General features: G+C 72.0%; 9 protein-coding genes. 8 read left to right on the top strand and 1 reads right to left on the bottom strand.

Annotation, left to right across the window (positions count from 1 at the left end; genetic code table 11):
* Positions 1 to 250: 250 nt before the first annotated feature.
* On the bottom strand, positions 251 to 700 hold the full coding sequence (locus ACWCP6_RS12880) for a MarR family winged helix-turn-helix transcriptional regulator (protein ID WP_450932437.1): 450 nt from the start codon (positions 698 to 700) through the stop codon (positions 251 to 253).
* Positions 701 to 938: 238 nt separating this feature from the next.
* Between ACWCP6_RS12880 and ACWCP6_RS12875 the strand changes: the two genes are divergently transcribed.
* The 8 genes from ACWCP6_RS12875 (at position 939) to rho (ending at position 12,311) form a co-directional block, all read left to right on the top strand.
* The gene (locus ACWCP6_RS12875; protein ID WP_450932436.1) at positions 939 to 2,558 is read left to right on the top strand and encodes an MFS transporter; all 1,620 of its coding nucleotides are present in this window, start codon (positions 939 to 941) and stop codon (positions 2,556 to 2,558) included.
* Positions 2,559 to 2,613: 55 nt separating this feature from the next.
* Positions 2,614 to 3,705: an NADH:flavin oxidoreductase gene (locus ACWCP6_RS12870; protein WP_450932435.1), complete on the top strand. Its 1,092-nt coding sequence runs from the start codon at positions 2,614 to 2,616 to the stop codon at positions 3,703 to 3,705.
* A 131-nt stretch (positions 3,706 to 3,836) separates the two neighbouring features.
* A complete protein-coding gene (gene nrtL, locus ACWCP6_RS12865; protein ID WP_450932434.1) occupies positions 3,837 to 4,907 on the top strand; it encodes an ArgS-related anticodon-binding protein NrtL in 1,071 nt (356 codons plus the stop codon).
* Between the two features lie 16 nt (positions 4,908 to 4,923).
* Complete coding sequence (lysA, locus tag ACWCP6_RS12860) at positions 4,924 to 6,315, top strand: diaminopimelate decarboxylase (RefSeq protein ID WP_450932433.1); 1,392 nt, start codon at positions 4,924 to 4,926, stop codon at positions 6,313 to 6,315.
* Positions 6,316 to 6,414: 99 nt separating this feature from the next.
* Positions 6,415 to 7,704, top strand: coding sequence for a homoserine dehydrogenase (locus tag ACWCP6_RS12855; RefSeq protein ID WP_450932575.1), 1,290 nt, complete (start codon positions 6,415 to 6,417; stop codon positions 7,702 to 7,704).
* Positions 7,705 to 7,710: 6 nt separating this feature from the next.
* Positions 7,711 to 8,769, top strand: coding sequence for a threonine synthase (gene thrC, locus ACWCP6_RS12850; RefSeq protein ID WP_450932432.1), 1,059 nt, complete (start codon positions 7,711 to 7,713; stop codon positions 8,767 to 8,769).
* A gap of 245 nt (positions 8,770 to 9,014) precedes the next feature.
* On the top strand, positions 9,015 to 9,932 hold the full coding sequence (thrB, locus tag ACWCP6_RS12845; RefSeq protein ID WP_450932431.1) for a homoserine kinase: 918 nt from the start codon (positions 9,015 to 9,017) through the stop codon (positions 9,930 to 9,932).
* Positions 9,933 to 10,310: 378 nt separating this feature from the next.
* Positions 10,311 to 12,311, top strand: coding sequence for a transcription termination factor Rho (rho, locus tag ACWCP6_RS12840; protein ID WP_450932430.1), 2,001 nt, complete (start codon positions 10,311 to 10,313; stop codon positions 12,309 to 12,311).
* The last annotated feature ends 193 nt before the right edge of the window (positions 12,312 to 12,504 follow it).

Raw genomic sequence — 12,504 nt, 5'->3', positions numbered from 1 at the left:
ACCCCTGTCCAGCCCGGTACCGCACCGTCCGGTCCGAGGTCCGCCCTGTCCGGCCCGGTACCTCTCCTGTCCGGCCCGAGGGCCGCCCGGCCGCTCGTGGGCTGCCGCTCCCACCGACCCCGTGGTGTGCCGGCCCCTCGCTCCGGGAGCCCCGGCCTCATGCCCCAGGGGTTCCCGGCCTCATGCGCGCGGAAGCCCCGGAACGCATGCCCCGGGGGTTCCCGGCCTCACGCACCCACGGGCCCCGGACTCATTGCTCGGGGAATACCAGGCTCAGCAGGCGGAACAGCTCCGTGCGCTCCTCGTCGGAGAGCTTGTCCAGGGCGTTGTGCGTGCTGTGCATCGTCTCGCGGATGTCGTCGATGGCCCGCTCGCCCTCGTCGGTGAGGACGACGTTCTTCACCCGCCGGTCGGTGGGGCTCACCTCGCGCCGTACGAGCTCGCGCTTCTCCAGGCGGTCCACGATGCCCGTGATGTTGGACGCGTCGCACGCCAGCGTGGTGGCGAGGGAGCGCATCGACGCAGGGCAGCGGCGCAGCACGCTCAGCGTCTTGGCCTGGCTGGCGGTGAGACCCGCCGCGGTGGCCGCCGTCGTGAAGTCGGCGTAGTGCGCGCTGAGAGTGTGCGCGAGCAGCTCGATGAGCTGCCTCTTCGTGGGGGGCACGAGGGCGGGTGCGGAGTCAGGTGCGGCGGGCGGCATGCCGCCACAGTACTCCTTGAAGCTTGACTATCTCAATTATCGAGGGTTACGGTCGGGGCATCCACTTGCTTGATGTTCTCAAGTATGTGAGACCTCAAGTGTCGAAGCCATCAAGCATCCGGGCTTCGCGCGCCGAGTGCCCGGCCCTTCGGGCGCTTCGCGCGCCGGAGTGCCAGGCGTTCGCAGCGCTTCGCACACCGGTCTCCGCCACGTCAGCCACTCCAGCTATGGGAACCCCGTGACTTCCACACCGCACCAGGCGCCCGCACGCCCCGCCGCCGGAACCGGCGGATTCGGACTCGTCCTGGTCCTCGGGCTCGCCGCCATGATCGTCTCGATGATGCAGACGCTGGTCGTGCCGATCCTCGGCATCATCCAGAACGACCTCGGGACCACCCCCTCCAACGTCAGCTGGGTCACCACGGCAACCCTTCTCTCCGCCGCCGTCTTCACCCCCCTGCTCGGCCGCTTCGGCGACCAGCACGGCAAGAAGCCGACCCTGGTCGGGGTGCTGGTCCTGATGGCCGCCGGCTCCGTCCTCGCCGCTACGACCCACTCGCTGCTCTGGCTGATCGTGGCGCGCGTGATGCAGGGCGCGGCCACCGCGATCTTCCCGCTTGCGCTGTCCGTGCTCCGCGAGGAGATCCCGCCCGCCCGGCTGCACACCGCGATGGCCCTGGTCAGCGGCACGCTGGCGTTCGGCAGCGGCCTGGCGCTGGTCGGCGCGGGACTGCTGACGCAGGGCGCGCACCCCGACTACCACCGGGTGTTCTGGCTGGCCTTCGGCCTCGCCGTCCTCGCGCTGGTGGCCGTCCTCCTCGTCGTACCGGCGTCCCGCCACAAGACCGGCGGCCGTACCGACTGGCTCGGCGCCGCCACCCTCGCCGCGATGCTCGTCCTCCTGCTGCTGCCCATCTCGCAGGGGCACGAGTGGGGCTGGACCTCCGCCCGTACGCTCGGACTCTTCGCCGCCTCCGTCGTGAGCGCCGTGCTGTGGGTCCTGGTCGAGCGCAAGGTCGGCGAGCCCATGGTGGACATGAAGATGTTCGTCCACCGGCCGGTCCTCTACACCAACCTCGCCGGACTGCTGCTGGGCTTCGCGATGTTCTCGCAGTTCATCGGCGTCTCGTACCTCGCACAGATGCCCGACACGCTCACCGGATACGGCTTCGGGGCCTCCGTGCTCCGCGCCTCCGTGGAGTACCTGCTGCCCGCCACGCTGGTCTCGCTCGTCGCCGCCCAGTTCGGCGGAGTGCTGGTGAGCCGGATCGGAGCGCGGCACACGCTCACCGTGGGCGCCGTGTTCGGCGTCGCGGGCTTCGCCTGGCTGACCCTCGGGCACGACAGCTCCGCCGCCGTCATCCTCGCGGGCATGGTCGTCGGCGTGGCCATCAGCTTCGGCTACGCGGCGATGCCCGCCCTGATCGTGGCCGGTGTCCCGCACCACCAGACCGGCATCGCCAACGGCATCAACTCCATCTCCCGGTCCGTCGGCAGCGCCGTGGCCAGCGCCGTCGTCACCTCGCTGCTCGCGTCGAAGACGATCCCGCACCTGCCGGCCGGGGTGCCGCCGCTTCCGGAGGAGAGCCAGTTCACGCTGAGCTTCGCGCTCGCCGGAGGAGCGTTCGCCCTCGTGGCGGTGGTCGCCCTGCTCGGGCTCACGCCGCGCCGTACGGAGGCCGTGGCCACCATCGTCGCGTCCGACGCGGACACGGACGAGGGTCCGGACGCGGGCACCACCGCGGGCGCCACGGGTGCGGACGGCGCCGTCGCCGTCACGGACCCGGAGGGCGCCGATGCCGACGCCGCGGACCCCGTGACCGCGGACACCCCCCAGGGTGCCGGCGCGCGGGCATAAACCGCGCGACTGCCGACTTGTTCCATTGATCGTTCACATACCTCAGGAGCCCCGCATGTCCCTCGACCGGCCGTTCAGCGTCGGAAGCCTCACCGTGCCCAACCGGATCGTCATGGCCCCCATGACCCGCGAGTTCTCGCCGGGCGGAGTCCCCGGAGAGGACGTGGCGCAGTACTACGCCCGCCGCGCCGCCTCCGGCGTCGGCCTGATCGTGACCGAGGGGACGTACGTCGGCCATGACTCCGCCGGGACGAGCGACCGGGTGCCGCGGTTCTACGGGACGGACGCGCTGGAGGGCTGGGACCGGGTCGTCTCGGCGGTCCACGAGGCGGGCGGGAAGATCGTTCCGCAGCTGTGGCACGTGGGCGCCACCCGTAAGCCCGGTGCCGGACCGGTGCCCTCCGCGCCGCCGGCCGGCCCCTCGGGGCTCGGGCTCGACGGACAGCCCAAGGGCAGTGCCCTGACGGCCGCCGAACTCGACGCCGTGGTCGAGGCGTTCGCCGACGCGGCGGCCGCGGCCGAGCGCATCGGGTTCGACGGAGTCGAGCTGCACGGTGCCCACGGCTATCTCATCGACCAGTTCCTGTGGGAGCGCACCAACCGGCGCGCGGACGGCTACGGCGGCAGCATCGAGGCCCGTTCGCGCTTCGCCGCGGAGATCGTCGCGGCGGTGCGTGCCGCCGTGTCGCCCGACTTCCCGGTGATCTTCCGGCTCTCGCAGTGGAAGTCGGGTGCCTACGACGCCCGGCTCGCCGACTCGCCCGAGGAGCTGGAGCGCGTGCTCGCCCCGCTGGTGACCGCCGGTGTGGACGTGCTGCACGCCTCGACGCGCCGGTACTGGCTGCCCGAGTTCGACGACAGCGACCTCAACCTCGCCGGCTGGGTGAAGAAGGTCACCGGCAAGCCCGTCATCACCGTGGGATCCGTCGGCCTCGACCAGGAGTTCGTCGGCCCGCAGGGCTGGGCCGGCACCTCCGGCGTCACCGGTATCGAGCTGCTCCTGGAGCGGCTGGAGCGCGACGAGTTCGACCTCGTGGCCGTCGGCCGCGCCCTCATCGCCGACCCCGACTGGGCCGCCAAGGCCCTGCGCGGCCGTCTCGACGAGGCGCGTCCGTTCGACAAGTCGCTGCTGGCGTCGCTGGTCTGAGCAGTACGGACGGGGTGGCCCGGGGCGCAGGAGGCCCCGGGCCACCTTGCCGTGCGGGCCCTCCCGGGTTTCCGTCTCGCCCCCCGAAACCGGTTCGCGTACCCACCCCCCTCCTCCCCTACGCTGGTCCCGTGACCCCCGTCGAGCTCTCCCGCACCCTGCTGCACGCGGTGCGCCGAGCTGTGGACGATGGTGAGCTGAGCGTGACCGTGCCCGCACGGGCCGTGGTCGAGCGGCCTCGCCCCGGAGGCCGGGGCGACTACGCGACGAACATCGCCCTCCAGCTCGCCCGCACCGCAGGACGCCCGCCGCGCCAGATCGCCGAGATCGTGCGGCACCGGCTCACGGGCACCCCCGGTGTTGCCGGGGTCGAGATCACCGGGCCCGGGTTCCTCAACATCACCCTCGACGGGGGAGCGGCGGCCCTCGTCCGCGACATCCTCCGGCAGGGGCCCGGCTACGGGCACGGGGACACCCTCGCCGGACAGCTGGTCGAGCTGCGCGTGCCGCACGAGGTCCGCGCCGAGGCCGTCGCCGACGCCGTCGTACGCATCGTCGCCTCACAGGGCGGGCACGCCGAGGTCTCGCACGCCGAGCCCGTGAACCTGCGGCCCGTGCCGGCCCCCGGCGACCCCGCCCCGCTCGGCCCCGACGCCGCCCGCTGGGCGCTGCTGCACCCCGCCGCGCACGACCACCCCCGGATCACCGAGGACCACCTCGTCCAGCGCGAGACCAACCCCCTCTTCCGCGTCCGCTACGCCCACGCCCGCACCCGTGCCCTCGTACGGAACGCGGCCGACCTCGGCTTCGTGGCGGAACCCGGCGACGTACAGGCGGAACCCGGCGACGCACGGACGGAATCCGGCGAGGTACGGCCGGGTGCCCCCGGTGTGCCGACGGGGACGGGGGCCCACGGCGGTGTGCCCCAGGACGTTGTCGCCGAGCTGCTCGCCGCCCTGTCCGACCACCCCGTCGTCCTGGCCGCCGCCGCCCGGCACCGCGCCCCCGACCGGGTCGCGCGGCACCTCGTCGTCCTCGCGGACGCGTTCTTCCGGTTCCACGACGCGACCCGCGTCCTCCCGGTCGGCGACGAGAAACCCACGGCCGCCCATCGTGCCCGGCTCGCCCTCGCCGAAGCCGCCGGGACGGTGCTGGCCGGCGGCCTGTCCCTGCTCGGCATCGACGCACCCGACCATCTCTGAGAGAGCGCACCCAGACATGAGCCGTTCCGCCCACCCCGCCGGGCCCCGCCACGCCGACGTCCTGCCCGAAGGGCACTACCACGCCCCGCCGACCGACCTCAATGAACTCGACCCCAAGGTCTGGTCCCGCACGGTCCGCCGCAACGAGGACGGTGTCGTCACCGTCGGCGGCGTCGAAGTCACCAGGCTCGCCGAGGAGTTCGGCACCCCGGCCTACTTCCTCGACGAGGCCGACTTCCGCTCCCGCGCCGACGACTGGCGTTCCGCCTTCGGCCCCGGTGCCGACGTCTTCTACGCGGGCAAGGCCTTCCTGTCCCGGGCCGTCGTCCGCTGGCTGCACGAGGAGGGGCTGAACCTCGACGTCTGCTCCGCCGGCGAGCTCGCCACCGCCCTGTCCGCAGGCATGCCCCCCGAGCGGATCGCCCTGCACGGCAACAACAAGACCGAGCAGGAGATCGAGACGGCCGTCGCCGCGGGTGTCGGCCGCATCGTGGTCGACTCCTTCCAGGAGATCGTGCGGGTCGCCCACGTCGCCGAGCGGCTCGGCGTGCGCCAGCGCGTACAGATCCGCGTGACCGTCGGCGTCGAGGCGCACACCCACGAGTTCATCGCCACCGCGCACGAGGACCAGAAGTTCGGCATCGCGCTCGCCGACGGCCAGGCCGCGGAGGCGGTGCGCAGGGCACTCCGGCTCGACGGGCTCGAGCTCGTCGGCATCCACTCGCACATCGGCTCGCAGATCTTCGACACCGCGGGCTTCGAGGTGGCCGCCCGCCGCGTGGTGAAGCTGCTCGCCGAGGTCCGCGACGAGCACGGGGTCGAACTGCCCGAGATCGACCTCGGCGGCGGCCTCGGCATCGCCTACACCTCCGACGACGACCCGCGCGAGCCGCACGAGATCGCCAAGTCGCTGGGCGAGATCGTCGGCCGGGAGTGCGAGGCGGCCGGGCTGCGCACTCCGCGCATCTCCGTGGAGCCCGGGCGCGCCGTCGTCGGACCCACCACCTTCACGCTGTACGAGGTGGGCACCATCAAGCCGCTGGAAGGGCTGCGCACCTACGTCTCCGTGGACGGCGGGATGTCGGACAACATCCGCACCGCGCTGTACGACGCGGAGTACAGCGTCGCCCTGGTCTCCCGGACCTCCGACGCCGAGCCGATGCTCGTACGCGTCGTCGGCAAGCACTGCGAGAGCGGTGACATCGTCGTGCGCGACGCCTTCCTGCCCTCCGACCTGGCGCCCGGCGACCTGATCGCGGTCCCCGCCACGGGGGCGTACTGCCGCTCCATGGCCAGCAACTACAACCACGCGCTCCGCCCGCCCGTCGTCGCCGTGCGGGACGGCGAGGCGCGGGTGATCGTACGACGGGAGACGGAGGAAGATCTCCTGCGTCTGGACGTCGGATAATTGAAATCGACGTCTCAGGATCCGGACGGCGGGCTGAAACTCCCGTCCGGTGAGTGAGACTGGACCCACCCTTAGAAGTGTGAGAAACGAGGTCGGATGATGCGTACGCGTCCGCTGAAGGTGGCGCTGCTGGGCTGTGGGGTTGTCGGCTCAGAGGTGGCGCGCATCATGACGACGCACGCCGACGACCTCGCGGCCCGTATCGGGGCCCCGGTCGAGCTGGCCGGCGTAGCCGTCCGCCGGCCCTCCAAGGTGCGCGAGGGCATCGACCCGGCCCTCGTCACCACCGACGCGACCGCCCTGGTCAAACGCGGCGACCTCGACGTCGTCGTCGAGGTCATCGGCGGCATCGAGCCCGCGCGCACCCTCATCACCACCGCGTTCGAGCACGGCGCGTCCGTCGTCTCGGCCAACAAGGCGCTGCTGGCCCAGGACGGTGCCGCCCTGCACGCCGCGGCCGAGGAACACGGCCGCGACCTGTACTACGAGGCCGCCGTCGCGGGCGCCATCCCGCTCATCCGGCCGCTGCGCGAGTCGCTCGCCGGCGACAAGATCAACCGCGTGATGGGCATCGTCAACGGCACGACGAACTTCATCCTCGACAAGATGGACTCGACGGGGGCGGGCTACCAGGAGGCCCTGGACGAGGCCACCGCGCTCGGGTACGCCGAGGCCGACCCGACCGCCGACGTCGAGGGGTTCGACGCCGCCGCCAAGGCCGCGATCCTCGCCGGTATCTCCTTCCACACCCGGGTGCGTCTCGACGACGTGTACCGCGAGGGCATGACCGAGGTGACCGCCGCGGACTTCGCATCGGCGAAGGCGATGGGCTGCACCATCAAGCTGCTCGCCATCTGCGAGCGGGCCGCCGACGGCGGTTCGGTCACCGCGCGCGTCCACCCCGCGATGATTCCGCTCAGCCACCCGCTGGCCTCCGTGCGCGAGGCGTACAACGCCGTCTTCGTGGAGTCCGACGCCGCGGGCCGGCTGATGTTCTACGGCCCCGGAGCGGGCGGCGCCCCGACCGCGTCCGCGGTACTCGGCGACCTCGTCGCGGTCTGCCGCAACAAACTCAGCGAGGCGACCGGGCCCGGCGAGTCCGCGTACACCCGGCTGCCCGTCTCGCCCATGGGCGAGGTCGTCACGCGGTACCACATCAGCCTGGACGTGGCCGACAAACCGGGTGTGCTCGCCCAGGTCGCCACCGTCTTCGCGGAGCACGGCGTATCCATCGACACCGTGCGCCAGCACGTCAAGGACGGCGACGCCTCGCTCGTCGTCGTCACGCACCGAGCGCCCGACGCCGCACTCAGCGGCACCGTCGACGCGCTGCGCAGCCTCGACACCGTGCGGGGTGTCGCCAGCATCATGCGGGTTGAAGGAGAGTAACCAGCAATGACCCACCAGTGGCGCGGAATCATCGAGGAGTACCGGGACCGGCTGCCGGTCACCGACACCACACCGGTCGTGACGCTCCGCGAGGGCGGTACGCCGCTCGTGCCCGCGCAGGTGCTCTCCGAGCGCACGGGGTGCGAGGTCCACCTCAAGGTGGAGGGCGCCAACCCCACCGGCTCCTTCAAGGACCGCGGTATGACCATGGCCATCAGCAAGGCCAAGGAGGAGGGTGCGCAGGCCGTCATCTGCGCGTCCACCGGCAACACCTCCGCGTCGGCCGCCGCCTACGCCGTCCGCGCGGGCATGGTCAGTGCCGTCCTCGTGCCCCGGGGCAAGATCGCCCTCGGCAAGATGGGCCAGGCCCTCGTCCACGGCGCGAAGATCCTCCAGGTCGACGGCAACTTCGACGACTGCCTGACGCTGGCGCGTTCGCTGTCCGAGAACTACCCGGTGGCGTTGGTCAATTCGGTCAATCCGGTGCGCATCGAGGGCCAGAAGACCGCCGCCTTCGAAATCGTCGACGCGCTCGGCGATGCGCCCGACATCCACGTCCTTCCCGTCGGCAACGCCGGCAACATCACGGCCTACTGGAGGGGCTACCGCGAGTACGCGGCGGACGGTCCGGCCTCGCACACCCCCCGCATGTGGGGCTTCCAAGCCTCCGGCTCCGCCCCGATCGTGCGCGGAGAGGTCGTGAAGGACCCCTCGACCATCGCCACCGCCATTCGCATCGGCAACCCCGCCTCCTGGCAGTACGCGCTCGCCGCGAAGGAGGAGTCCGGCGGCCTCATCGACGAGGTGACGGACCGTGAGATCCTGCGCGCCTACCGGCTGTTGGCCGCACAGGAGGGTGTCTTCGTGGAGCCGGCGTCCGCCGCGTCCGTCGCCGGTCTGCTGAAGGCCGCCGAGCAGGGCGCGGTCGACCCCGGGCAGACCATCGTCTGCACCGTCACCGGCAATGGCCTGAAGGACCCCGACTGGGCCGTCGCGGGTGCCCCGCAGCCGATCACCGTCCCGGTGGACGCCTCCGCGGCCGCCGAACGCCTGGGCCTGGCATAACGCCACGGCGGGTCCCTCCCCGGGTCCCGCCCGGCCCTCCCCGCCCGTGGGTGCACGGGGGGCTCACGACACGCATCGTGCGCCTCCCGTGCGCCCTATGTCGCCACGGAACCGTCCTTGGATAGGCTGTGGAGAACCCACCCGCCGCATCATCTGCCGCGGTGCCGCCGACGTTGCGGCCTCCGGGTCTTCCGTACGTGGTGCAACCCCTGACAATCACGCAGCTCAAGGAGAGTCATCGAGCGATGGCCGGTCCCGCGTTCCGTGCCGCCGCCGTCCGGGTGCGCGTCCCCGCCACCAGCGCCAACCTCGGCCCGGGCTTCGACGCCCTCGGCCTGTCGCTGGGGCTCTACGACGACGTCGTCGTCCGGGTGGCCGATTCCGGCCTGAACATCGACATCGCAGGTGAGGGCAGCGACACGCTCCCGCGCGACGAGAGTCATCTCCTCGTACGCTCCCTGCGCACCGCCTTCGACCTGCTCGGCGGGCAGCCGCGCGGCCTCGAGGTCGTCTGCGCCAACCGCATCCCGCACGGCCGCGGCCTCGGCTCGTCCTCGGCGGCCATCTGCGCCGCCGTCGTCGCCGCGCGCGCCGTGACCATAGGCGGCGAAACCCGGCTCGACGACAGCGCGCTGCTCGAACTCGCCACCGAGATCGAGGGCCATCCCGACAACGTCGCGGCGTGCCTGCTCGGCGGCTTCACGCTCTCCTGGATGGAGGGCGGCGCCGCACGGGCCATCAGGATGGACCCCTCCGATTCCATCGTTCCGGTGGTTTTCGTACCGGGAAAGCCGGTACTGACCGAGACCGCCCGCGGTCTCCTGCCGCGCACCGTCCCGCACGTGGACGCCGCGGCCAACGCGGGCCGGGCCGCACTGCTCGTCGAGGCCCTCACCAGGCGCCCCGAGCTGCTGCTGCCCGCAACCGAGGACCGACTGCACCAGGACTACCGCGCCCCCGCCATGCCGGAGAGCGCCGCCCTGGTGGAGCGGCTGCGCGCGGACGGCGTCCCCGCGGTGATCTCCGGCGCGGGTCCCACCGTCCTCGCGCTGGCCCAGCACGCCACGGCCGACAAGGTCGCCCGGCTGGCGGGTGAAGGGTGGGCGGCCAACCGGCTGCCCCTCGACGCGGCGGGAGCGAGTGTGCTGCCGCTGGGCGCCTGACACCCGGTTGCCGGATTTGGAGAGGGGGAATGTTTGTTGGGTCCGGTAGTGTTAATCTCAAGTCTGCACCCGACCCCACCATGGCGAGGTGCTTCGTGTCCCCGTCCGGGACCACCAATCTTCCGGGAGCCTCCCACACCGCCCTGTGTGTTGTCGCACTGAGCGGTATGCCGAGCACGCTCCGGAATCGGCGTGACCGAGCCGTATGACACAGACCCACCGTGCCACGGCTTCGGGACTCGCCATCACCAGATATCTCTTCCGCCGATTGGGCGGACCACCGCCCCGGCACGGTCCACACAGCAAGGACCACTGCCGGACAGCACAACCGGTCGCCGAGCCAGACAGGCCGACGTCCGCTCCAGGGAAGGACCCTTCGTGAGCGACACCACCGATCTGATGGGCGTGACTGCCGACAGCACGGTCGAGACCGCTGCCGCGCCCGCCACGGATGCCTCTGCCGCGCCTGCCTCCGGTTCCAGGCGGCGCCGTGGCACCGGCCTCGAAGGCATGGTGCTGGCCGAGCTGCAGCAGGTCGCATCGGGCCTCGGCATCAGGGGCACCGCGCGGATGCGCAAGAGCCAGCTGATCGAGGTCATCAAGGAGGCACAGGCCGGTGGCGGTGCCCCCGCGAAGGCCGCCGCGGCCTCCGGGGACACCGAGACCAAGCCGAAGCGACGGGCCACCTCCAAGGCCCGCACCGGTGAGGACGCCGCCGCCGGCAAGGCGGACAAGGCGGGTGCCGAGGCGGACAAGTCCGCCAAGAAGGCCGTGGCCCAGCAGCAGATCGAGATTCCCGGCCAGCCGGCCAGCGACGACGCCCCCGCCGGGGAGCGCCGCCGTCGCCGTGCGACCGCCGACGCGGGCAGCCCCGAGACGGTCGGCGCCGAGGCCAAGGCGGACACGAAGACCGAGGCCGCTCCCGCCGCCAAGGGCGAGGGCCAGGGCGAGGCCCGTGGTGACGGCGGCGAGGGTGGCGACGGCCGCCGGGACCGCCGCGACCGCCGTGAGCGCGGCCGGGACCGCGACCGCGACCGTCGCGGCAAGGGCGGCGACGAGCAGCAGGGCCAGGGCGGCCAGCAGCGCCAGCAGGGCGGCGGCCGACAGGACCGGCAGGACCGACAGCAGCAGGACGACGACGACTTCGAGGGCGGCCGCCGTGGCCGTCGCGGCCGCTACCGCGACCGCCGTGGGCGCCGTGGCCGCGACGAGATCGGTGAGCCGCAGATCGCCGAGGACGACGTCCTGATCCCCGTCGCGGGCATCCTCGACATCCTCGACAACTACGCGTTCATCCGGACCTCCGGCTACCTGCCCGGCCCGAACGACGTGTACGTCTCCCTCGCCCAGGTCCGCAAGAGCGGCCTGCGCAAGGGCGACCACATCACCGGTGCCGTGCGCCAGCCGAAGGACGGCGAGCGCCGCGAGAAGTTCAACGCGCTGGTCCGCCTCGACTCCGTCAACGGCATGGCGCCCGAACTCGGCCGCGGCCGCCCGGAGTTCAACAAGCTCACCCCGCTGTACCCGCAGGACCGGCTCCGTCTGGAGACCGACCCGGGCGTGCTGACGACGCGCATCATCGACCTGGTGTCGCCCATCGGCAAGGGCCAGCGTGGTCTGATCGTGGCCCCGCCGAAGACCGGCAAGACCATGATCATGCAGGCGATTGCCAACGCGATCACGCACAACAACCCCGAGTGCCACCTGATGGTCGTCCTCGTCGACGAGCGTCCGGAAGAGGTCACCGACATGCAGCGGTCGGTCAAGGGCGAGGTCATCTCCTCGACCTTCGACCGCCCCGCCGAGGACCACACCACCGTCGCCGAACTGGCCATCGAGCGCGCCAAGCGCCTCGTCGAGCTGGGCCACGACGTGGTCGTCCTGCTGGACTCCATCACCCGTCTGGGCCGCGCGTACAACCTCGCGGCGCCCGCCTCCGGCCGCATCCTGTCCGGTGGTGTCGACTCGACCGCGCTGTACCCGCCGAAGCGCTTCTTCGGTGCCGCGCGCAACATCGAGGACGGCGGCTCGCTGACCATCCTGGCCACCGCGCTGGTCGACACCGGCTCGCGCATGGACGAGGTGATCTTCGAGGAGTTCAAGGGCACCGGCAACATGGAGCTCAAGCTCGACCGGAAGCTCGCCGACAAGCGCATCTTCCCGGCCGTCGACGTCGACGCGTCCGGTACGCGCAAGGAGGAGATCCTCCTCGGTGCCGAGGAGCTCGGCGTCGTCTGGAAGCTGCGCCGGGTGCTGCACGCCCTCGACCAGCAGCAGGCGATCGAGCTGCTCCTCGACAAGATGAAGCAGACGAAGTCGAACATCGAGTTCCTGATGCAGATCCAGAAGACGACGCCGACGCCGGGCAACGGCGACTGATCCGACGCGGACGCCTTCGGCGGACAAGGGCCGCCCCGTCACCCGAGAGGTGACGGGGCGGCCCTTTGCGTGGGGCGGGTCGGGGCCACGGGGGCTGCCGGGCCGCCACGGAGCGGCGGGTTCCACGGGCAGGCCCGTGGAAGGGGTGTGTGGCAGGGGAGGGCGGGCGGACGCCTCGGCGGCGGAGAGCGGT

It is taken from the genome of Streptomyces sp. NPDC002004, from assembly GCF_053593975.1.
Note: the sequence above shows the minus strand (reverse complement) of the source record. Positions and strands in the feature narration are given on the sequence as shown.

Bases quoted from the DNA above. Each gene is read 5' to 3' on its own strand.
- ACWCP6_RS12880 (WP_450932437.1), bottom strand. From the start codon at position 700: ATGCCGCCCGCCGCACCTGACTCCGCACCCGCCCTCGTGCCCCCCACG.
- ACWCP6_RS12870 (WP_450932435.1), top strand. From the start codon at position 2,614: ATGTCCCTCGACCGGCCGTTCAGCGTCGGAAGCCTCACCGTGCCCAAC.
- lysA (WP_450932433.1), top strand. From the start codon at position 4,924: ATGAGCCGTTCCGCCCACCCCGCCGGGCCCCGCCACGCCGACGTCCTG.
- ACWCP6_RS12855 (WP_450932575.1), top strand. From the start codon at position 6,415: ATGCGTACGCGTCCGCTGAAGGTGGCGCTGCTGGGCTGTGGGGTTGTC.
- thrC (WP_450932432.1), top strand. From the start codon at position 7,711: ATGACCCACCAGTGGCGCGGAATCATCGAGGAGTACCGGGACCGGCTG.
- thrB (WP_450932431.1), top strand. From the start codon at position 9,015: ATGGCCGGTCCCGCGTTCCGTGCCGCCGCCGTCCGGGTGCGCGTCCCC.